Raw genomic sequence first — 22192 nt, forward strand, 5'->3', positions numbered from 1 at the left:
AAACTTACGGAGTGATGCAGTTGGGATGGGATGCCACTCGGGGAGCCGAATGAAGAGGCGAAGGGGCGGGCTCGGACGGGGAGGGAGGTCGGGAGGGGAAATTTGTTCCTACAAATTTTTGGTGGCGTGGTCGGCGGTTTTCTGTTGGCATCCGCTCCAATCCCGTCGGCGCGATTGGAATCGGGCGGTGGGAGGTGAAACAGAATCCACTGATAATGCATACGATCGACTGGTTAATAGTTTGCGTGCCGATGCTGATGGTCGCCGCAATTTCGATGTATACCCGGCGTTATGTCACCGGGGTCGCGGATTTTCTCGCCGCGAGGCGGGTGGCCGGCCGATATGTGGTCGCCGTTTCGTCGGGGGAGGCGGCGATGGGGTTGATCTCGGTGGTCGCGATTTTCGAGCGGTATTACGCCTCCGGGTTCGCGATCGGATTCTGGACCACCTTGGTGACGCCGATCGCGTTGGTCTTCACCCTCACCGGATTTCTGACCTATCGCTACCGCGAAACGCGCGCGATGACGATGGGACAGTTTTATGAGATTCGTTACAGCAAGCGGTTCCGGATTTTCGCCGGTTCGCTTCAGTCGCTTTCCGGAATCATCAACTACGGCCTATTTCCTGCGGTCGGCGCCCGGTTTTTGGTCTATTTCCTCGATTTGCCCCTCCACATCTCCGTCTTCGGTTTCGAGTGGCCGACCTTCGCGGTGCTGATGGTGGTGTTTTTGACCATTGCGGTCGTCATCACCACCCTCGGCGGCCAGCTGACCATCATGACATCCGACTGCATCATGGGGATCCTGAGCTATCCGATGTATCTGGCGGTGGTGATTGCGATCTTTTTCGGATTCTCGTGGTGGTATGAAATGACTCCGGCGCTCCTCGACCGCGAGCCGGGTTACTCGATGCTCAATCCGTTCGATACCTACAACCTGCGGGACTTCAACCTCTTCTTCGTTTTCGTCGGCATCTTTTCCTCGATCTACGGGACGATGTCTTGGTCGGGGACGCAGGGATACAATGCGGCGGCCAAGAGCGCCCACGAACAGAAGATGGGGCGGATCCTCGGGACCTGGCGGGCGGGATTCTCCGGGCTGATGGTGATCATCCTCGCGGTGGCGGCCTACACCTATTTCAATCACGCTAATTTCGCCGACCGGGCGGCCGTGACCCACGAACAGCTCTCCTGGATGGCCTTGGAAGACACGGCCCGGTCCTATGCTCCGGAGGGGGCGGCCGAGAACCGTTTCGATTCCGAGATCCTTGCCCTCTGGCAGGCCCGGGTGGCCGAGGAGGATCCGGCGGCCAACCAAGTTTACAACACCATTTACAAGCAGATGCGGGTGCCGATGGCGCTGCGGGAAATCCTGCCGATCGGGGTGCTCGGGGCCTTTTGCGCCGTGATGATCTTTCTGATGATCAGCACCGACTCGACCTATCTTCACTCCTGGGGGTCGATCGTGGTGCAAGATATCGTCCTGCCATGTCGGAAGAAATCATTCTCTCCCCGGCAGCATTTATGGCTTTTGCGACTAATCATAACATTAGTGGCGGTTTATGCCTTTTTCTTCAGTTTGTATTTCGGACAAGTCACTTACATTCTCATGTTTTTTGCGCTCACCGGGAGTATTTATCTCGGCGGGGCCGGTTCCTGTATCATCGGAGGTTTGTATTGGAAAAAGGGAACCGCAGCCGGTGCTTGGGGGGCGATGATCACCGGTTCGAGCTTGGCGCTGATCGGTTTCGTCATGATGAATTATTGGGCCGGCAAGATTTACCCGGCCTTGGAAAAACATCCGGATTTGCTCGTCTTCATCAGCAATACGGTGGAGATGATTTCGCGACCGATGGAGCCGATCATCCTGTGGCGGGTCACGGGGGACCGGTTCTTCATGAACGGACAGGAAATTTACTTCCTGACGATGATCACCGCCATTTTGGCCTACGTCGGCCTGTCGTTGCTGACTTGTAAGGAGGATTTCAATATGGATCGGATGTTGCACCGCGGCGAATACGCGGTCAACGACGAGCAAAAGGAAAAACGTCCGATCTCGCCTCCCGGTTTCCGCAGTCCGAAAGCGATCTTCAAGACTCTCTCGGGAATCGACCAGCAATTCACCCGGGGCGACCGGATCCTCTCGATATCGGTGTTGATTTACACGCTCGGTTGGGCGTTCGGATCGTGGCTGGTAATCGTGTTGTGGAATATGATCAGCCCGTGGCCGGACAACTATTGGGTGAACTGGTTCTTCATCTCCAACATCGTGGTGACCGCCATCATCGGTCTCGTATCCACGGTCTGGTTCAGCATCGGGGGAACAATCGATCTCTACCGGATGTTCAAGCGCCTTCAAACCAAGGAAACCAACATTCTCGACGACGGCCGGGTGATCGGTCACATGAACGCCGACGATTTGGTCGTCTTCGAGGAAAAAGGTCTGGTGGACGGGAAGAAGAAGCGCCCCGGTGAAGATGGTGACGAACTAAGCGTGGCGGGCAAAAAGCCGCGGGGCGAGTGAGGTCGCCGCGGCATCGAAATCCGGTGGATTGAACGGCTGTCCGGTGGATCAGGGGACCGTGACGACCACCCGTCCGAATCTGGCGCTGGTCGCACCCTCGGAAGGGTCGTCGGCGTAGCAAAGCTCGTAGTCTCCAGCCGCGTCGAGGACCACGACCGATTGCGGCGGAGTCCATTGGTGCGTGGGAACGGCGAGGGTGCCGGTGAACAACGGCGCGACCGTCACTCCGTTTCCTCCTATCGGACGTATGAAGTAGATGCGAAGTCGATCACCGACGAGCTCGACGCGGGGAGCGCCGAAGAGCTTCGGGTGGGGTCCTTCGAGCAAATGCGGGTGGATGGGAGCCGCATCGGATTTCTTCGGGTCGAGATTGAAGGCGAATTTGAGAAGATTCGCCAAACCATCACGAGCCGGGTTGGCCAAGGGCGCTGCGTCTTCGCCGGTGAGACCGTGAAAGCCGGCCCAGGTTTGATAGGGCGATTGGTTGCCGGAATCGACGGGTGGGATGAGGGCGATGTTGACCGAGTCTTTACTGGATAATGCAATAACATCACGCAACTCCGCCGGGAGGAACATTCGTGGATCGATCGAGGACCCCCAGCCGATGACGGAGCCGTCGCTCTTTCTTCCGAAGCTGTAACCATTTCCGAGGGCGATTTCGACGAAATCGTGATTCAAGTGTGGGGCGGGCCCGTGGGATGGAGGCCAGACGGTCACGGTTCCATTGGCGCGCAAGGCGGCGGTGTGGGTGGATCCTGTGGCAATCTGAATGATGGACGGCGTGGAGCCTTGTGGAAGGTAGGGGATTTGGCCGTTGGAATTGTCGCCCCAGCCAAAAAACGAGTCGGTATCAAAACGAGCGACGGAATGGTATGCGGCGGCGGCGACGGCGGTGGCCGAAAGCGGATGCTGAGGGACTTGGCTTTGGCCGTGGCTGTTCGATCCCCATGCGATGATCTCACCGCTGTTTTTCAGTGCCAGGGTGTGATGGGCGCCGCTGCTGAGTGCGGTGACGCCCCGGAGATCGAACGGAGGCTGGACTTGACCAAGAAAGCCATAGCCCCACGCGGTGACGGTTCCGTCTTTCCGCAAGACCACCCCATGTGTATGACCCGAAGCGGCGCCGACGACATCGTTGAGGTCGGGAGGAGTGAAATCGCTGACGGGTCCCCAGCTCAAGACGGTGCCGTCGGACCGGACCAGGACGTGTTGGTGCGTTCCGGCTGAGATCAGGGCCACATCGTGCAATTGATCGGGGGTCAATGTCTCACCGGTTTCATTCGCCCCCCAAGTCACCACGGCACCGTCGCTTTTGATCGCCACGCTATGCCGTTTTCCCGCGGCGATGGCGATGACATCGGCCAGATCGGCGGGGACATTGCATTGGCCGTGCGAATTATCCCCCCAGGCCACCACTGTGCCATCGGCCTTGAGAGCGAGGCAGTGGTTGGCCCCGGCGGCAATGGCACTGACGCCGGTGCCCACGTCCACAGGTGTTATCATTGGATTTCCATCGTAGACGATGGTAAAGACTCCCCCGGTGGGAGTTAGAAGCAAATAAAATTGATCTCCCGCATCGATGGCGGAGATCAATCCCGGTTCAGTCCAACCCCAACTGGAAGAGGTGGGCGGTAGCGAATTCGTCCCGAATGAGCCGTCCTGGCGCAACACCGCGATACGGTGTTGGGTGAGAGCCACCGCATGCGCTCCCGTGACTCCTTCGGCTTCAATTATGGAGCCAAAGGTGCCCCAGAGTGCTATCGTGCCATTCGTTCTGACAACCGCGGAGGACGCGGGACCGGCCGCGACGGCCTTGATGTTAGAAAGAGTCGCGGCAAGATCGGGCCTGGCGGCTGAGAATTGTCCTATGGTCACCACCGATCCATCCGACCGAAGCAGGATCGAGTGTTCCTCCCCGCCGGCCGCGGCAATGATGGTTCCCAGATTTTGAGGTGGCTGGATTTGACTGTGACTATTGTTGCCCCAGGCGACGAGCGTTCCGTCGGTGTTGATTCCGAGGTTATGTCGAGCGCCGGCGGTGACCGAAACCAGCGGCTTCTGAAAGTCGCGGGAATCGAATCGGGTTGTCCCCCAGATCACCGGTTGTCCGGATGACAGCACCCGTGCGCGCATCACCACTTGCACCATTGGGAGCGGGGCGGCGACCGGCAGACCCATGGGCGACTGCTCGAGGGAGAAGGCGGAGATCTGGAGCGTCTCTTCAATCAACCCGGCGTCGGAGGTCGTCGGCAGGCTCACTACGAATTCCACCGCCTCCCCGGCCGTTAGTCCGTCTTCCGGCGACGTGGATGGTCCGTCGAAGACGAAACGCGAGAGTCCGGAGCTGTCGATCAAAGCCAGCAGGTGCTCCTGGGCGGGCGCGGGGGAGGGTAGGTTCGTCAGCCAAAGAGTCGCAGCCCGCGAATCGTCGCCGACCGGCACGATTCCAAAATCCAGCACCCATTTGCCGAAGTCGCGGTCGAAATAGAGCGCGCCGTCTGTTTGGGTGGCCGTGATCATGGGGGCTGCCGGTGCGGGTTTGGCTTCGACTAATGTGGCGGCAAAGTCGTATCCGACGGTGGTTCCAAAGCTTTCTTGGAGATTGTCCGGCAGGAAGGCGGGCGGTCCAAAGCCCCAGACCTGATAGGAGCCATCCGCTTTTCTCAGAAGGCTGAATGTTCCCCCGGCTTGGACATCGACTAGATTTCCATTGCCGGGGCCATTGGTCTTGGCATTGCTGGGATCGCCCCAGGCCCAGGCCGTGCCGGACGATTGCAGGACGACCGAATGATTAATTCCGGCCGATACCTTGGTGACTCCATGCCCAACCGGGCCTCCCGACTCTTGCTCCCAACCCCAGCTGAAAATCGTCCCGTCGGATCTGAGGACCACATTGTGGAAGGCACCGGCGGAAATCGCTATTATACCGCTGGCGGCTTCAGGCGGCACCGTGGCCTGGCCATCGTTGTCGAGCCCCCACGCGATCACGGTGCCGTCATTCTTCAAGGCAAGATTATGCACATAGCCCGCGGAAACCGCCGCGACATCCCGAAGCCCTAAAGGGACCTGCAGATATGGTTTTTGGTTCGGCAGGAAGGGGGCGTCAAAATCCTGCCACACGACGACCGTACCATCTCTTCGGAGTCCAATGGTGTGATGGGAGCCGGAAGAGATTTGAACGAGGTCATCGGGGAGCGGCGGCGGTTCCACCGCCGTACCTCCTTCGGGACAACCGAAAGTCGCGTGGCTGCCTCCTTGTCCGAGGAAGGTGGTGTACGCGAAACCCGCTTCGATTTGCATCAGCCCGGTCATCTGGTGGGGCATAAGCGACTGCCCCCACTGATTGTCTCCCCAAGCGATCAGCTGCCCCGTCGCGGTTAAAGCCAAACTATGATGTCGGCCGGCGGCAATGGCGATCACTTCCCCCAGGTCCTCGGGAACGGATGCCTGTCCGGCATCGTTCATTCCCCATCCGACCACGGTGCCATCTGCGGTGAGGGCAAGCGTGTGGTGCGCGCCGGCCGCGATCTGGATTACGTCGTTGAGGCCAACCGGTACCAGGAATTGGCCATAGTCTTCCTCGATCGGCGCATCGCCCACCGTCACCACCGTCCCGTCCTGTTTGAGAATCACATAATGATGATCACCCGCCGCGATCGACACCGCCTCCGTGGCGACATGGTCAAATGGATGATGCCCGATCCATCGGAATGCCACTCCATTTCGATCAAGGCCGAAGAAGAAGTCTTTGCCGACCGCCACGGCGGTCACATCAGAGATTCCAAAGGATTCGCCGAAAGCTCCTCCTGTCTCGGCAATGGTAACACGTCCGTTATCCCGCAATGCGACAATTCCTCGCGAACCCGCCGCGACCGCCGTGACGCGGGTCAGATTTTGCAGGGCCGAATGCGCGGCATGCGGATGGCCCCAGGAAAGCAAGGTCCCGTCTGTTCGGAGCGCGATCGTGTGCAGATCGTTGGCGGCGACGGCTCGGACTTCACCGAGAGTTGGAGGCACTCGGCTTTGGCCGTGGTTGTTTCGACCCCAGGCGACCAGCTTCCCGTCCACGGTCCGCGCGAGATTGTGGTGACCCCCCGCGACGATCTCCGTGATCGGTCGGCGAAACGCCCTTGCGTCAAACCACTTGCTGCCCCAAACTACCGGTTCGCCCACCTTGACCACGCGAGCGCGCATGCCGATGTGAAGTGGAGACATCTCCGTCGATCCCGCCTCGTTGACTGAAGCAAGATTGATTGTGAAGGTCTGGAAAAACGTGCCGGTCTCGCTCGTTTGAAGGCCGCCGATGAAACCGGTGTGGCCCCCTGGCGCGATTCCTTCGATGGGAAGCGCTTGAATCGGATCGAGTCCGAACTTACCGGATACCGTCCCTACGAATTCCACCCGCAAGCGATCCTGGTAGTCCGGATCTTTCATCTCGTTGCCGAGTTCGAGAAAGATCCATTGGGGAGGTGCCTGGTGGGGAACGATGCCAAAATCGATGATCCACATTTCCAAAGATTCATCGTGATAAAACCCGACATCGCCTTGCTCGAGTGATAACTGCGGAGCCGCCCAGTGATGGACGGTTGCCGTCAGACTCACTTCGGCGGTGACGTCCAGCGAGGCCGGTTCGAGGCCGCTGGTAGGCGGCAACAATCCCTCCGGATTTCCCCGCCCGTCGGTCTGGAAGGCCAGCAGGATCGACCCGGTTCTGGGTCCCGGTTCGGAAATATCGAGGGCGGCCTGAAGATCCAGTGAACTCGTCTGATCCGGTCCGAGCAAAGAAATCGACCCGGTGAGCGAGACATCGCCCGTGGTATCTGGCAATACCGTGAGTCGCTCGGAGAAACCGTCGGCGGGAGCGGAATTGTGAATCGAAAGAGGGGCCACGGGTATTGCGTCTCCCAATCGGACGATTCCGAAGTCCACCACCGATGGCGTCAGTATTTCCGGCTGGGCCGGCCGGAAAATCCGCGCCGTCAGCGACAAGGTCTGATCGGCGACATTGTCGAAATTGTTGATGATCGAGATGGATTGTCCCTGCAATTCGCCTACGGTTTGGCTTTCGAAGCTCACTGTAACCGGTTCCGATTCTCCTCCCGGATGTGCTACCCAATCCACCGCATGAACCGAGATCGAAGAGTTGTTGACGCCGGTGGTTTTCACTGCGCCTCGCAGAACCGTTGTCCCTGGACCATCGTGGGAGATCGTGAAGGTTGTCTGGCTTTCTCCGCCGGTGCGGAAGGCTCCAAAATCGAGGATCGGCGTGGCCGTATCCCCGTTCGAAATTCCCGCGCCCTGGAGGATTTGGGTTATGCCGGCGGGAGCCAGGATTTCCCCGCTGCCGGTGACGCCGGCGCGGGGGTTGAAGTCGTTGCCGCTGCCGAACGCGGTGTTTGTGTAATCGGTGTGGACCGTGATCGCGTGGCTGCCGAGAGTGAGCTCGCCGCCCGCGAGGTGCAAGCCACCCGTCGAAGATGTGGCTCCGACGGCGGCGTTCGAGTCGTCGGAAATGAGGAGTTCGCCGGACGCGCCGTTGAGCCCGCCCTCAAGAGTCAGGCCGGCGGGTCCGTCCGCGGTGATTGTGCCGGAGTTGCTGATCGCATGAGGGAAGGATCCGAAACCCGAGATCGTGCCACTATTGATAAAGTTTTCCGAATGAAAGATTCCGCCTTCGACGCGAAGCTGCCCGACGTTCGTGAAGGTGTTTCGGGTGAAGTTGCTGCCAGCCAGCAGCCGGAGATCGCCATTGTTCAGGGTGAGACCGTTGGCCGCGGAAAAACCGGCGTTCACTCCAGCCAAGGTGATTTCTCCTCCAGAGGCGATGGAGGTGATATTGGAGCCGGAGGGGAGATTGAGGATCGCTGCCACGGTCGGATGCTCCGGATCGCCCACCATCCATTTGCTTGATAACTCGCCTTCGATTTTGGATCCGGCGTTGGCCAGGGTCAGGGTGCCCGATTTCACCTGCACGGTGCCTTCATTGGTAAACAGCCCATTGAAAACGGAAGAACCCGTGCCGGAGCGAACGAACGTCCCGGCGTTGGTGAAATTGGGTGAGAACGTATTTGCCGCCAGTGCCTCGAAGACCCCGCCGGCTTGATTTATAAAATGGCCCGCTCCGTTGATGTTGCGGGCGAAATCAAAGCCTCCGGTGGGGACCCAAATCACCCTGCCATGATTCGTCAGGGTGCCCGCGAGTGATTTTGCGTTGTTGCTGGTGACGAGGGTGAGGATGGCGCCCTCGTCGACGACCACTCGCGCGGCGGCGCTGATGTGGGTCTCATGCCAATCGGCTGCTTCGGTCAGCTTCAGGGTGCCGGGACCTTGGAGGGTCTGGGAGCGGAGGCCGATTCTCGGGAGGCTGATTTCGTCTCCCACTTCGGTCCCCACATACAAGGTGGCCGCGTCCTGACCAATCACTGGAGCCAGCAGGATGCTTCCTGCCGGGCCATCGTTGATTCCGGTAACCTCCAGATCGGCCCCGAGTCGGTAGATGCCCGGGAAATGCCCGGAACCCTTCAGGTGAATTTCGCTCCCGGTCGCCAGATGCAAACGCCCGCCGAACGTTGACTCCGCTCCGTTGATTGCAATCTCGGGATTGAAGGCGAGGATGCCTTGATCGACTTGAATGGATCCGGTGCTGGCGAATTGCGGATGGCGAAAGGTCGTCGTCCCCGCGCTGACTTTCACGATCGATCCGTGGTTGGTGAAACGAGGCGCGAACGTCGTTGCCGTTTGAATACTAAAACTCCCGTCCGTCTCGTTGGTGACATGACCTGTTCCGACAACGTTCGCGGCCGCTCCGGTTCCTCCGATTGTCGTCCACGTTACTTCACCCTGGTTGGTCAGGTCTCCCGTGAGACGTTTGGCGTTGTTGCTGGTGAGAAGATCGAGCGAGGCCTCCTTGGCCACCAGCAGTCGAGCGCCCGCGTCGACCAACGTCTCATTCCACGTGGCTTGGTTTGAAATCTGAAGGGTGCCGGGGCCTTTGATCGTGCCCGCGCGCAGCCGTATTTGCGGAACGGTTACAGTTTGTTCTGCGTCGGACCCGATCACGAGTGTCGCATGATTCACTCCGATCGTGGGCGCGAGGACCAGCCAGCCGGAGTCATTCGCCCCTGCGGTGATGAGCAAGTCATCCTGGGCTGTGTAGATTCCTGAGCGTAGTTCGAAATCCGGGGCTTCGATCGAAATCGTTCCTCCGAGAGCACCGCCGCCTGATAAGGCCAGCGTCCCCTGGTTGTGATGGATGGTGCCGTGATTGTTGAACTCACCGGAGAACAGGGCGACTCCGCTCTCGGTCTTCGAGAAGAAACCATGGTTGGTGAAACGAGGCGCGAAAGAAATCGGACCCGTCGGCAGATTGAGAACCTGTGCTTCAAACGCTCCCGTTTCCTCATTGATGAAATGTCCGTTGCCGGAGATGCCGTTCGAGAGATTTTGGGCGGTGGACCAGGTGGTGGAGCCGCCGCTTCGCACCGTTCCGCTCAGAGTCTTGGGATTGCTTGCGGGACTGATCGTGGCAACGCCTTCCGCGGGAATGACGATTTCGCCCGCGCCCGCCAATGTGCCGACCGACCAGGTGAGGCCGCCCACCTGCAACTGGGAATTCACTGTGACGGTTCCCCCGCTCATGGTGAAGTTGTCCGCTTTCATTTGACGCGGAGCCTCCGGCGCGGGGTTGTTCAACGTTACGTTGCTCGCCTGGACCTGAAGGTGGCCGATTTCGAGCGGGCCGGAGGTCGTGATTTGCGTGCCGTTGTCGCTCTCGATCTTGCCCGCACCGATCAGGCTCGAATCGCCGAGCGGGTGGATGCCGCCATTGAACCGGAGGGTCGCGCCTGGCGCCACGTTCCATGAGCCGTCGGGGGTGCCTTGAGGGCCGGCGCTTACTCGCAACGTCCCTTCATAGATGTTTACCACCCCTCTATTGGTAAAAGAACCTTGGCCTAAAATATTCAAGTGCGTCTCCGCCGCGCCGAGTTTGTCCAATGTTCCCTCGTTCAGGATGCTGTGCCATGAGCCGGCCCAGTCATGGGAGGTGAAGGTCGCTCCCGCGGCATTGGTCAAAAGCCCCGCGCCCATGGTGACCCTTCCTCCCGCGTGAATCGTGCCATGGTTGATCATCGGGCGGTTCAACGAGCGATTTCCGCTGAACCAATCCTGGATGCCGAAGGTGGCTCCCTCGGATATGACGAAGGCACCCGCGCCACTGAATTCACCCCACTCCCAGATGGACTCCCCCTGCTCCAACGTCAGGGAGCCGGGACCGGTGAGATTGGCTCCGAAGCGGAAGGAACCTCCGTCAGTCAAAGTGAGATCATGGTCGAGTCGTAAAAGGCCCCCCTCGTGGATCAGGCGTCGAATCGTCACGCCCTGACCGGAATCTCCAGGCACGTTCTGGGTGCCGCTATTGGATATGGTAACGTTGAACAGGCCGCCGGCGTCGTTATTGGGGTAGTCGTAACCGCCCGGGAGACCGCTCCAGCGAAGCGGATTGCCCCAGTTGTGGTCGATGCTGCTGCCGCTCCATGTGACGTTGTGGTGAGGGGGCTCGTTCGCTTCGATGGACGAGCTGCCTGCGGGAGCGAGGAAGAGAAAGGACAACAGGGGAAACAAGCGAGGAAGGAGAGGGAGAGATGTTTTCATGGGATTTCCTCCCATTACAGCAGAAGCGACGACGGCCTGTCTATTCCCCGAAAGTTGTAAAAATAGCTTTAATTTATTTTTGGCGGAGGGCAACCAGGTCAACGAACCGATGATACTCGCGCCAGGATCCGTCAGGTTGGTATTCACCAACCTGTTTTCTCAACACACTCCGCTGAATGGGCTGAGCTTGGTCAACGGATTCATCGGGAATCCGGAAGGAATGAGTGGAGATCCGCTTTATTTGAATTACTTCGGTATCCATTTCGATTCCCTCGCGGGAATCCTCACGGTGGAAATCCTTGAGGAGCTTGTTTTGCCCGTTGAGGCGATGTATGGCGTGGAAGCGAATTTCACCGCGATCCCGGAACCGTCCGCGTTCGCTTTGATCGCGGCGGTTTGCACTTTTGGTTTGGGCCTTCTCCGCCGTCGGCGTCATTTTCAGCGTTAGGGCGGCTGGACCAATGCGTCGCTTTGTAACCGGCATGAACGGCGAGGATTTTGGCCGACTTGACCCGATGCGAAGGCCGCTGATTCGCGGGCGCCTCGTCCGCCAAAGAGGACTTTAGCCTTCGGCCAGATTTTGAGCCTCTTCTGTCGCGCGGGACTCGCGGGCGGGCGGTGTTTTCGGCAGGAGCGACGCGAGGAGGCTGGAGGCAAAAATGAGGATGGTCGCGACCCAAAGGCACCCGATCAGGCCGTACCATTGGAAAACAAGCCCGGATAGTACGGTGCCCGCCAGTCGCCCGCCCGCATTGGCCATGTAGTAGAAGCCGACATTCATCGCCACCCGGTCGCCTTCCGCATAGGAGACGATCAGGTAGGAGTGCAGCGACGAGTTGACGGCAAAGACGATACCAAAGAGCACCAACCCGCCCAGGACCGCCGGAGCTGGGAAAAATCCGGCGGCCAACGCGATGGCGATGACCGCCGGAATCGGTAGGAGAAACAACGCCCATTGCATCGCCTGGTTGCCGAAGCCGGGGTGCCCAGCCAACTCCCGGCCCACGATGCGCGGCGCGAACGACTGCACGATCCCGTAACCGATCACCCATAAAGCCATGTAGCCGCCCGTCTGGGCGAATCCCCAGCCGAGGGTGGTGGTCAGGAAGATCGGAAGCCCGACCACAAACCAGGCGTCCCGGGACGAGAAAAGAAAAAATCGCGCCGCGGAGAGGATATTGATCTCCCGCGAGTGGGAAAAAACGGAGGCGAATTTGTGCTTAGTTTTCGCTCTGCCGATCTCCCGCGGCAAGGAGAGCACCGCGAGCAGTAACACCAGCAGCAAACCCCCGGCCATTATCCAAAGCGCTCCGGCGAATCCGACCGTGGTCAGCAGGAGACCACCGAGAAAAAAACCGATTCCCTTGAGCGCGTTTTTTGATCCCGTCAGGAGCGCCACCCATTTGAACAACGTCCCCTGCGCTTCCTCCGGCACCACCGTTTTGATGGCGCTCTTGGAGCTCATTTTCGTCAGGTCTTTGGCGATGCCGGAGAGCGACTGAGCCGCCATGACGTAGGCGACCGAAACCGCCATCGTCCAGCCCGGATCGAGCATCGCCAGCATTCCGAGAGCGAAAATCTGCAGCGCCAGTCCGGCGAACAGCGTGACCTTCAGTCCGAGCCTCGCACCGACCCATCCCCCGAAAAGATTGGTGACGATCCCGAAAAATTCGTAAAGCAAGAACAGAAAAGCCAGCTGCAGGGGAGTGTATCCCAACTGGTGAAAGTGCAGGAGCACCAGCATGCGCAAGGCCCCGTCGGTGAGGGTAAACCCCCAATAAGCGGCGGTGACGAGGGCGTAGTTTCGAATTGCGGACATGCGCCTGAATTAAGGCTCCAGTTTTGCGACCTTCGCAGCCAGCTCCACCATCCGGTTCACATACCCCCATTCGTTGTCGTACCAGGCGAGGATTTTTACCTGGGTGCCGTCGATGACCATGGTGGAGAGGGTGTCGATGATCGCCGAGCGAGGGTCGCCCTTGAAATCGACCGACACCAGCGGGCGCTCCTCGTATCCAAGAATTCCTTGCAGTTCTCCTTCCGCCGCTTGTTTCAGCAGCCCGTTCACCTCCTCGATGGTGGTCGGTCGCTCCACCTCGAACACACAATCGGTCAGGGAGGCGTTCAGCAACGGAACCCTCACCGCCAGGCCATTGAGTTTTCCCTTCAGTTCCGGGTAGATCATCGTGATGGCCGTCGCGGACCCGGTGGTGGTCGGGATGAGGGAAAGACTCGCCGCCCGCGCCCGCCTAAGGTCCTTGTGGGGGGCGTCGATAATCGTCTGGGTGTTCGTCATGTCGTGGATTGTCGTGATCACGCCGTGTCGGATCCCGAGGCCGTCGCGGATGACCTTCACGACCGGGGCGAGGCAATTCGTGGTGCAGGAGGCCGCGGTCAACAGGTCGTGCCGGGCCGGATCATAATCATGATCATTGATGCCGAAGACGATGTTCAGTGCGCCTTCTTTGACCGGCGCGGCGACGATGACTTTCTTCACACCGGCCCCGAAATACGGATCGAGTGTTTCGCGCGTGCGGAATTTCCCGGAGCACTCCAGGACGAGATCGACTCCCGCCTCCTTCCAGGGGACGTCGCCCGGAATCTTGGAACGGGAAACGCCGACCGCCTTTTCGGCGATCTCCAGGCTCTCGTTCCGGGTTTTCACCGGCACGTCCCAACGCCCGTGAACCGAGTCGAACTCAAGCAAGTGGGCCATTCCAACAACGTCCGTATTCGGTTCATTGATATGGACAAACTCGATATCCGGCCGCTTCCACCCGGCTCGTAAGGCCAAACGACCCATTCTCCCAAAACCATTGATTCCGATTTTCATCACCTAAATTTTTCGCCTTCTTCCGCACATCTCAGAATCGTGCATTTTCAGAGCTCCCATCATTGAATCGGTCGGGTTAACAGCCTTCGATCAGACAGCGCATCGCCTTCGGCATTTCATCGGCTTTCGCCGTCAACCGCTTCATCAGGGCCTCGCGTTTTTTCAAATCTTTCCCAAAAACCGGATCTTCGGTGCGTAAATCCTGGAGGCATTTCAAATTGGTTTCCAGCAAGGTCCCCGGCGTCTCCGGCAGGCGGCAGATCGTCCAGTTGTAGCAGCGCTCGGTTTCCAGCGCCCCGGCTTCCCGCAGGGCCTTCAAATGTCGCGAAACCTTAGGCTGCGGAACATCCAGCACTTCGCTGAAATGACAGACACACATCGGCCCGGCCAGGAGTAGATTCAAGATCCGCAATCGCGTCTCATCGCATAAGCACTGGTAGACCTTAACGAATTTCATGCCGCGAAAATTCGATGAATCAAATATTCTGTCAATTGCATATTTGATGTTGGTCGAAATCCTGGGTCGGAACATCGCCATTGAAGCAGCTTGGTTACGGAAAATGGCCCACGTTTGGCCGTATAACGAAAGTTCGTGTTTCGAGCCGAATGGCGGAAGGGGAGGGATTGGGTTCGCTCCGCGAAGTCCTGCGGACCGACCTGCGGCCGCCCCATCTGCGCTGCGCTCCGTCGAACCGAGGTTCTCATCTCCTCCCTCTTCCCGCATTTTTCGCGGCAGAGCCTTGAAACTGGCGGAAGGGGAGGGATTCGAACCCCCGGAACCTTGCGGCTCAGCGGTTTTCAAGACCGCCGCAATCGACCACTCTGCCACCCTTCCACGACGGCGAAGGCCATGCGTCTGGCTGGCCCCCATTCAATCGATGGACGTAAAGAAACGGACCGCAACCGAAAGGTCAAGTTCGGCGTTTGGACCTTGCGGGGCCGATTTACGTGAGCGAAACGTAGTTTGTCCGTCTACGTCTGAGCAGCATCGCCGTGGCCAGTGCGAGTAATCCGGCGCCGAAGGCGAAGCTGGTCGGTTCGGGGACGGTCGGCGACGGGGTGGCGTGGCCAGAGGCCAATTCGAAACCGGATCCTTCCAGCCATATCAAAAGAGCGAGAGTGAAAAGGAGCAAATTCTCGTCCTCCCATAACGCGTTCCAAGCCGCCGGTTCGTCCAGAGTCCAGAAGTCGAAGGCGGGGAGAGCGGAAAATTCCCACTCGGGAGCCGTTTCGATCTTTTGCATGGTCACTGTCATCGAACCGGATGCGCTCGCCGGGCTTTCGACGTAAAACCAATCTTCGTCCTCCCAGTTCCAAACGAGGTTGAAGATGATTTCCTCGCCGGGCGGCCAAGGTTGGTTTCCCGGATCAGTCCAAATGAATTGACTGAACGCGGCGGGGAGTGCCACCAGCCACGCACCGATGACGGCGATTTTAAGCAAATCGTTAGCCCGGCTCGGCCGGCGCGGTCGGTCGGTGGTCGAAGCGGTGGAGGTCGAGCGGTGCATTCACCGGTGGTTGTCCGCCAACCGCCGGCCGGGCGCAAGCTCAATCCGGTGATTGCCGTCGGTCTTCCCGCTCGTTTCCTTCCCGGGACGCGGGCGGTTCGAGGAATTTCCGTTCGAGTTCCGGGTTCAGCAAATACGTGAACCGTTCGGCGAGTTTTTCGGAATCTTCCCGGGCCTTTTCAGCATCGATTCCGGCTTCGGTCAGGATTTCCTCAATCCTGGATTGGAGTTCTTCCGGATCCTGGTTGGGGCGGGCAAGGTCCGGGGTTGCCTTTTCCGCGATTTCACGGGCCTGGTCGCCGGAGATCCCGGCGTTGATCATCGCTTGTTCGAGTTGGAGCTGGATTTGATCGGGGGCCTGAACGAGACCCATCTGTTGTTGGTAATGCCGCTGAGGCACCGGCGGATTCGCTTCACGCTCCGATGAAGGCTGGGATCGACGCTCGGATTCGGGTTGCCCGAGAAGGGTGGGGGCTGGGAAGATCCATCCGGCCGCGGCGACGGTGAGGATGGCTGTTAATTTTCCAATGGTTTTCATATTGGAGGTCGAGCAGGAGTTATACCAAAGGAATCAGGGGGGCCGCCGCGCCGCCTTTACCCAAAGGGGTGGGGTGCCGGGGTTGCGATCTGCATGGTGGGGAGGGAGGGGTCTCGCAAAATGCCAAAGGCCGGGAATGGAAAGGCCATCATCCTCGCTGCGGGGGCGCTCAGACTCCGGCAAAAACCGTAAGCGGGCATCCGGGACTTCCTGAGACAAGGGGTTGCGTTTCGCCTAAATATCGTTAGAGATTTTCGATGGCGTCAGTTGAGGGCGTCGAGGAATTAGGGTGTTTTTCTTTTGATCATGGGGGTAGAAACGCAATCAACTGGCCGCGACGCCGCGGCGTTCTCGCCGGGCGCGCCGTCGAGCGCGGATTTATTGGCGGCGATTGTCGATTCGTCGAACGATGCGATCATCAGCAAAGACCTGAGGGGGGGCGTTACCAGTTGGAACCGGGCGGCGGAGCGGATTTTCGGCTATGCCGCCGAGGAGATGATCGGGCGATCGATCACCGTCATCATTCCGGAGGAACGTCTGGGCGAGGAAGACCGGATTTTGACCAAGGTGCGGGCCGGCGAGCGGGTTGAACCGTTCGAGACGGTCCGGGTCCGCAAAGATGGATCGACGGTGGAGGTCTCGTTGACCATTTCGCCGGTGAAAGATGCCGGTGGACAGGTCGTGGGGGCTTCGAAGATCGCGCGGGACATCACCGGGCGGAAGAGAGTGGAACGGGAGCTGCGGCGGAGAGAGGAGTTGTTGGCCGACTTTTTTGAGAACGGCGGGGTAGGATTGCATTGGGTTGGCGGCGACGGACGGATTTTAAAGGCGAACCGGGCGGAGTTGGAAATGCTTGGGTATTCGTCGGACGAATACATCGGGCGGTCGATCGCCGATTTCCATGTCGATGCTCCGGTGATTTCCGACATCCTGGCGCGCTTGAAGCGCGGGGAACCGGTCGACGGTCAAGAGGCGCGACTGCGGTGCAAGGACGGGTCGATCAAACATGTGTTGATCACCTCGAATACGTTGTATGAGAACGGCAAGTTCGTCCATACCCGCTGTTTCACCCGAGACATCACCTGGCGGAAGCGGGCGGAAGAGGAGGCGAGGCGGACGATCCGCGAGCTCGACGATTTGCGGACGGCGCTCGACGAGCATGCCATTGTGGCGGTGACGGATCCGCAGGGGAAGATCACATACGTCAACGACAAGTTCTGCGCCATTTCGAAATATTCACGGGAGGAGTTGATTGGCAAGGACCACCGGATCATCAATTCCGGGCATCATTCGAAGGAATTCATCCGGGAGTTGTGGCGGACGATCCGCGCCGGCAACGTTTGGAAGGGGGAATTGAAGAACCGGGCCAAAGACGGGACGTTTTATTGGGTCGACACCACAATCGTTCCTTACCTCGATGATCGGGGGCGCCCGACGCAATTTGTCGCGATCCGGGCCGACATCAGCGACCGGAAGGCGGCTGAAGAAAAGTTACGGGAGAGCGAGGAGCGATTCCGCACCATGGCCGATGCGTCGCCGGTGTTGATCTGGGTGGCCGGACCGGACGGGATGTGCAACTATTTTAATAAAGGCTGGCTCGATTTCGTGGGACGTCCGATGGTGAAGGAGCTGGGGGCGGGTTGGATGGAAAACCTGCATCCCGACGATTACGAGCGTTGTGCGAAGGTGCTCGCTTCGGCTTTTGAAGCGCGGCGACCGTTTGAAATGGAATATCGGATGCGGCATCATACCGGCGAATATCGATGGGTGCTCGATCGAGGGGTGCCGCGGTTCGGACCGGACGAGACTTTTCAGGGATTCATCGGCGGTTGTTTCGATATCGAGACGCAAAAGCGGGCGGAGGAAAAACTCGAACAGTTGGTGGCGAAACGGACCCTGCATTTGAAGGAAAGCGTGGAATCCCTCGAGGGCGTTTGTTATACGATCGCCCATGATCTGCGTGCGCCGTTGCGGGCCATTTATGGATACACCCGGGTTCTCACCGAAGATTACGGCCATTGTTTCGATGAAGAAGGGCAAATGGTGTCGCGCCGGGTCCTCCAGGCGACCTCGCGGATGGACGATTTGATCAACGATCTGCTCGAATACGCGAAGTTGAGCCATCTGGAACTTGAATGGGAGCCGGTGGATTTGAACGATCTCGTGGGCGATGTCCGGAGTGACCTGGCGCCGGAAATCGAAAGCAAGGGGGCTCGGATCGAAGTCGCTCCGCTACCGACGGTGAGGGGGCATCGGACGTTACTGGAGCAAGTTTTTACGAATTTGCTGGGGAATGCGTTGAAGTTCGTCGCTCCCGGGGTGGCGCCTCGGATCGAGATCGCGGCCGAGCGGTCCGCCGGACGGATTCGGATTGCCATCCAGGACAACGGGATTGGAATCAGCTCCGATCACCGGGATGCGGTCTTTAACGTTTTTCAGCGGTTGCACCGCGACGAACTGACTTATCCCGGAACGGGTGTCGGTTTGGCCATTGTGAAAAAATCGATGGAGCGAATGGGGGGTGGCGTGGAGATCGATCCGAAGGTGATGCACGGCACCCGGTTCGTGGTGGAGTTTCCCGTGAATGAGAAATTATGAGCAAGCCTTTGATTCTGAGTGTGGATGATAACGAAGACGATCAGTTCCTGCTGCGGCGGGCCTTTTCGTCCACGTGTGCCGATCGGGTCGACCTGATCATTTTGAACGACGGCGAGGAGGCGATCGGCTTTTTGGCCGATCTGGAGCTCGAGGGGGAAGTCTCTCCCCACCTGTTGCTCCTAGACTTGAAGATGCCTCGGAAAGACGGTTTCGCGGTGCTCGACTGGGTGGGGCGGCAACCCTTTTTGCATGACTTGCGGGTGGCGGTATTTACTTCCTCGCAGAGTTCCGGGGATATCGCGCGCACCTATCAACAGGGGGCGGATTGGTATTTGGTGAAACCGGTGGCCCTGGAGGATTTGTGCGAGTTGGCGGATGTGGTGGCCAAGTGGGCGGAAACTTCGGATCCGGGAGTGTTCGCGGAATCCCGCTTTTTCCGGCCCTCACCTGTCGAGAGCGCTTCCGCGGCTGCGCTCGACGAACGAGTCTCGGAATAACAAAAAAGAGCCGCACCTTTTGTGGATGCGGCTCTTGCTGGTTTGATTCTCTACCGGTATCGGAAGATCAATCCTCCGAGAGGGTATCTCCTTCGATGAGGGCCTCGTAGTCGGAGAGGGTCGCGCCGTTCAGGCAGGCCTCGATGATCTTCTTTCCGAGCGGATGGAGATCGTCATCGAGGAACTGGCGGAGTTCCTGGTGGAAGAAGTCGTTCAGGATTTCCGCGCCGGCGTCGTAGGCGGCTTCGCCGACCTCCGGCTGTTTGTCGACTTCGAGGAACCACGGGCCGATGACCCGTCCTTCGATCGTGATCGGCTTCAAGGCGTAGCCGAGTAGCGGACAACGGGCGGGAGTGGTCTGGCTTCTGTTGAACCGGGCGCTGCCGCGGCGGGCGATGAATTCGCGGGCGATCCATTGCGGCATAAAGCTCACGGCCCAGGCTCCGATGTGTTGATTCGGAGTGAGGATGTATTTCACCTCGGGTGTATCCAGAATCTGGGTGAGCAAAAGGTTGGCCTGGTCGACCCGGCGGCCGGTGGCGAACGGCCAGTAGGAGCCGACCCCTTCGGACGACATTCCCTCGGTCTGGACGATGCTCGGATTGGCATGGCCGCGGGGAGCGGTCAAGCGCCAGAGCCAGGCCAAGGCCGGCGGGAGCACGTGGAGAAGTCCGATGATCCCGTAGGTCGGATTTTCCCGGGTGCAGGGCGGAGTCCGCACGCCGAAGCTCCGCACATCGACGTCGACCGGGCCATTGACGATGCCGGGGACGATGGAGCGTGGCACAACCACCCGGGGATTCGGGCAACGTTGCCCGGGAGCGTCTTCGATGTGTTCCCAGATCAAGGCGGTGCTGTCGGGTTTGGCCTGGATGCTGAGGAAAAGGAGCGGCTTTTTCGGATGGATGGTCATCTCCTCCAGGGCCGGATCGATTCCATAATGGGTGATGTGGTTCACCCGGACGAACCAGGCGTTTTCAGCGTCCATCAGGGAGAGTTTGCCGCGGCCCTTGTTGAGGGAAGGATGGCAAAGGGCCATGTCATCCGTCACCGGGCGGAGTTCGCAACTCCGTGGCAAGGTGGCGTAGCGGGCTTCCCCGGTGATAATGTTCTTCCCGAGAAGGAGACGGGCGTCGCGTTCGCGGTGGGCCTGTTCGAGCATCTCGCTCTTGCCCCCGCCGCTGGCACCTTCGTGGGAGATGACCACTTTGTTGTCGTAGGGGGTCACCACTTGCACGGTGGAGCAGTGCATGGTGAGCCAATTTTCGCTTTCACCCAGATTCAGCAGCACCCCGTAAATCCCTTTCTTGGCGCTCGGTCCGGGATAGAGGTTGTAGCTGAAAAGTTCGTGCAATTGGCTCCGGCGGTTGTGGACGACGACCTGTTTGCCCTTGAAGTGGGTGTGGCGGAACGGCGGCGCGACATAGATGACCGCTTTCGGGGAGAATCCTTCCGGGACTTCGTCCTGGGCGAGGATTCCTTGCAGCATCGCGAGACCGAGGGCGAAGAATCCGGCGTTGGAGGGAGCGACCACGATGGCGTCCATCCCTTTGCCCGGCATGCCGGCGATGAACGGGAAAACCGCCAGTTCCTGGGTTTTCAGCCAATCGAAAGTCGCTTGACGGACCTCGTCGAAATCGGCGTTGAAGGTCTTTTGGTAGGTCGGTTTATTGGTCGGCTGATCGTCTCCGATGAACATGCAGTCCGGATCGCGCCGCCGCATATACGGCTCGAGGTAGTTGGCGGCGATCCCGTTGCTGACCCGGCACACGGTGGCCTCCACGACCCGGCCTTTGCCGGGGACATCGTAGGCGACTTCGTGGAAGCCGAGTTCGTTGGCGTCCCGTACCGCGAGTTCGATCAGGTCGTCCTTGCTGTTGGCCGTGAGAAAATTCGGGCAAGCGGCGAGGACTTCGGCCACTTCGGCCGGCACCTTGTAAGGAAGCTTCTTCGCGACGGATTCGTTCTTGAGTTCGGAATTATTCATAACGGCGAAAATCTAACAGATCCGACGAAGGGATGCTGCGCCGATTTTGAGAAAACCATGCGGAAATTGATCTTAAAAAAAGGCAAGTAGCGTTTGACGCTGCGTTTGCCCGGGGATTAGCTCTGAAAACCATGCCTAGAATCATCCGGCAAGCCTTGGCCGAGCGGTTGTTGAAGACCTCCAAAGTGGAGGCTTACCTGCGTGACTTTTCGATGGCCACGGGGGTGCCGGTCCGCTTCGCGACGCCGCTCGGGGTCGAAGTGGCGATCGAAGGATCTGCCCCGGCGCCGGCGGTTTGTGTCTGGATGCGCGAGGACCGGGACCGGGGGCGTTTGTGTGGGCAAACGATTCAGGAGGGAGTTTTGTTGCCGGGAGAGAAAAAGATGCCCGGGCGCTCGTGCGGGGCGGTCTGTGTCGCGGGACTGCGGGAAGTCTCGATTCCGTTGCGCATTGGCGGTGAGATTTTCGGTTATTTGTTGATCGGCCAGGTGGCGACGCAGGGCTGGGACCAACGGAGCCTCAACCGGTGGCGGCATGCCTTGGAGAGAGTGGGGCAGAAAGTGGTGGCGGCGGACCTGGAGGCATTGGTGGGCTCGGCGACGATATTGACGGAAGAGGATTTCGCCTCGGCGATCCGGGTGTTGGAATGGTCTGTATCCGGTTTGGCGGGACAATTGGAAGAACATTTGCTTCCCCCGGTAGATCAATTGGCGCCTCCGGTCCGCAAGGCCTGCAACTACATCCGCAACCATTATCCGGAGCCGATTTCACTGACTCTTTTGGCGGAGCAGGCGGGGATGAGCCGGGAGCATTTTTGCACGTTGTTTCATAAAAACACCGGGGTGCGCTTCGTCGATTATCTGACGCGGATCCGCGTGGAACGGGCGGGCGAGTTGCTGCGAACCACCCGCCAACCGGTCACTGAAATTGCCTTGGCCTGCGGGTTTCAAAGCATCTCCCATTTTAATCGCCGGTTTGTGGCGATTACCGGAGAGACGCCGTCGAGTTTCCGGCGAGGAAAGCGGGACGGCTGAGGATGATTCGACACCAAGTTTCA

The 22192-nt window shown here is 59.2% G+C and carries 12 protein-coding genes and 1 tRNA gene; 5 read left to right on the forward strand and 8 right to left on the reverse strand.

Going from position 1 to position 22192, the window contains the following annotated elements:
- The first annotated feature begins 215 nt into the window (after nucleotides 1-215).
- Nucleotides 216-2522, forward strand: a complete 2307-nt coding sequence (locus ACWUI2_RS09860; RefSeq protein WP_486982687.1) for a sodium:solute symporter family protein — start codon at nucleotides 216-218, stop codon at nucleotides 2520-2522.
- Nucleotides 2523-2570: 48 nt separating this feature from the next.
- Here the strand turns inward: ACWUI2_RS09860 and ACWUI2_RS09865 are convergent, their stop codons facing one another.
- A complete protein-coding gene (locus ACWUI2_RS09865; protein WP_486982688.1) occupies nucleotides 2571-11174 on the reverse strand; it encodes a choice-of-anchor D domain-containing protein in 8604 nt (2867 codons plus the stop codon).
- Nucleotides 11175-11283: 109 nt separating this feature from the next.
- Between ACWUI2_RS09865 and ACWUI2_RS09870 the strand changes: the two genes are divergently transcribed.
- Nucleotides 11284-11622 (forward strand): PEP-CTERM sorting domain-containing protein, encoded by a 339-nt coding sequence (locus ACWUI2_RS09870; protein ID WP_486982689.1) that lies wholly within the window; start codon nucleotides 11284-11286, stop codon nucleotides 11620-11622.
- Nucleotides 11623-11736: 114 nt separating this feature from the next.
- Here the strand turns inward: ACWUI2_RS09870 and arsJ are convergent, their stop codons facing one another.
- The 6 genes from arsJ to ACWUI2_RS09900 all read right to left on the reverse strand — a co-directional run bounded on the left by arsJ (nucleotide 11737) and on the right by ACWUI2_RS09900 (nucleotide 16053).
- On the reverse strand, nucleotides 11737-12993 hold the full coding sequence (gene arsJ, locus ACWUI2_RS09875) for an organoarsenical effux MFS transporter ArsJ (RefSeq protein WP_486982690.1): 1257 nt from the start codon (nucleotides 12991-12993) through the stop codon (nucleotides 11737-11739).
- Between the two features lie 9 nt (nucleotides 12994-13002).
- The gene (locus tag ACWUI2_RS09880) at nucleotides 13003-14007 is read right to left on the reverse strand and encodes an ArsJ-associated glyceraldehyde-3-phosphate dehydrogenase (protein WP_486982691.1); all 1005 of its coding nucleotides are present in this window, start codon (nucleotides 14005-14007) and stop codon (nucleotides 13003-13005) included.
- A gap of 76 nt (nucleotides 14008-14083) precedes the next feature.
- A complete protein-coding gene (locus tag ACWUI2_RS09885) occupies nucleotides 14084-14464 on the reverse strand; it encodes an ArsR/SmtB family transcription factor (RefSeq protein ID WP_486982692.1) in 381 nt (126 codons plus the stop codon).
- A 290-nt stretch (nucleotides 14465-14754) separates the two neighbouring features.
- Nucleotides 14755-14842: transfer RNA gene (locus ACWUI2_RS09890), tRNA-Ser, on the reverse strand.
- Between the two features lie 109 nt (nucleotides 14843-14951).
- Nucleotides 14952-15515, reverse strand: a complete 564-nt coding sequence (locus ACWUI2_RS09895; protein ID WP_486982693.1) for a hypothetical protein — start codon at nucleotides 15513-15515, stop codon at nucleotides 14952-14954.
- A gap of 40 nt (nucleotides 15516-15555) precedes the next feature.
- Complete coding sequence (locus tag ACWUI2_RS09900) at nucleotides 15556-16053, reverse strand: hypothetical protein (RefSeq protein WP_486982694.1); 498 nt, start codon at nucleotides 16051-16053, stop codon at nucleotides 15556-15558.
- A gap of 306 nt (nucleotides 16054-16359) precedes the next feature.
- Between ACWUI2_RS09900 and ACWUI2_RS09905 the strand changes: the two genes are divergently transcribed.
- Both ACWUI2_RS09905 and ACWUI2_RS09910 read left to right on the forward strand, forming a co-directional pair.
- Entirely contained in the window at nucleotides 16360-18651 is a 2292-nt protein-coding gene (locus tag ACWUI2_RS09905; RefSeq protein WP_486982695.1) for a PAS domain-containing sensor histidine kinase, read from the forward strand.
- Nucleotides 18648-19148: a response regulator gene (locus ACWUI2_RS09910; RefSeq protein ID WP_486982696.1), complete on the forward strand. Its 501-nt coding sequence runs from the start codon at nucleotides 18648-18650 to the stop codon at nucleotides 19146-19148. The genes ACWUI2_RS09905 and ACWUI2_RS09910 overlap by 4 nt, the downstream gene beginning before the upstream one ends.
- 67 nt (nucleotides 19149-19215) lie before the next feature.
- Here ACWUI2_RS09910 and ACWUI2_RS09915 read toward each other — a convergent pair whose 3' ends face one another.
- Nucleotides 19216-21135 (reverse strand): DUF4914 family protein, encoded by a 1920-nt coding sequence (locus ACWUI2_RS09915; RefSeq protein ID WP_486982697.1) that lies wholly within the window; start codon nucleotides 21133-21135, stop codon nucleotides 19216-19218.
- A 131-nt stretch (nucleotides 21136-21266) separates the two neighbouring features.
- Here ACWUI2_RS09915 and ACWUI2_RS09920 point away from each other — a divergent pair, with 131 nt between their 5' ends.
- Nucleotides 21267-22169 carry a helix-turn-helix domain-containing protein gene (locus ACWUI2_RS09920; RefSeq protein ID WP_486982698.1) on the forward strand — a complete coding sequence of 301 codons (903 nt, stop codon included), beginning with the start codon at nucleotides 21267-21269 and terminating at the stop codon, nucleotides 22167-22169.
- Nucleotides 22170-22192: the final 23 nt, after the last annotated feature.

The organism is Verruconatronum alginivorum, from assembly GCF_056590205.1.

Bases quoted from the DNA above. Each gene is read 5' to 3' on its own strand.
- ACWUI2_RS09900 (WP_486982694.1), bottom strand. From the start codon at position 16,053: ATGAAAACCATTGGAAAATTAACAGCCATCCTCACCGTCGCCGCGGCC.
- ACWUI2_RS09915 (WP_486982697.1), bottom strand. From the start codon at position 21,135: ATGAATAATTCCGAACTCAAGAACGAATCCGTCGCGAAGAAGCTTCCT.
- ACWUI2_RS09885 (WP_486982692.1), bottom strand. From the start codon at position 14,464: ATGAAATTCGTTAAGGTCTACCAGTGCTTATGCGATGAGACGCGATTG.
- ACWUI2_RS09865 (WP_486982688.1), bottom strand. From the start codon at position 11,174: ATGAAAACATCTCTCCCTCTCCTTCCTCGCTTGTTTCCCCTGTTGTCC.
- ACWUI2_RS09895 (WP_486982693.1), bottom strand. From the start codon at position 15,515: ATGCACCGCTCGACCTCCACCGCTTCGACCACCGACCGACCGCGCCGG.
- ACWUI2_RS09920 (WP_486982698.1), top strand. From the start codon at position 21,267: ATGCCTAGAATCATCCGGCAAGCCTTGGCCGAGCGGTTGTTGAAGACC.
- ACWUI2_RS09905 (WP_486982695.1), top strand. From the start codon at position 16,360: ATGGGGGTAGAAACGCAATCAACTGGCCGCGACGCCGCGGCGTTCTCG.
- ACWUI2_RS09870 (WP_486982689.1), top strand. From the start codon at position 11,284: ATGATACTCGCGCCAGGATCCGTCAGGTTGGTATTCACCAACCTGTTT.
- ACWUI2_RS09860 (WP_486982687.1), top strand. From the start codon at position 216: ATGCATACGATCGACTGGTTAATAGTTTGCGTGCCGATGCTGATGGTC.
- arsJ (WP_486982690.1), bottom strand. From the start codon at position 12,993: ATGTCCGCAATTCGAAACTACGCCCTCGTCACCGCCGCTTATTGGGGG.
- ACWUI2_RS09880 (WP_486982691.1), bottom strand. From the start codon at position 14,007: ATGAAAATCGGAATCAATGGTTTTGGGAGAATGGGTCGTTTGGCCTTA.
- ACWUI2_RS09910 (WP_486982696.1), top strand. From the start codon at position 18,648: ATGAGCAAGCCTTTGATTCTGAGTGTGGATGATAACGAAGACGATCAG.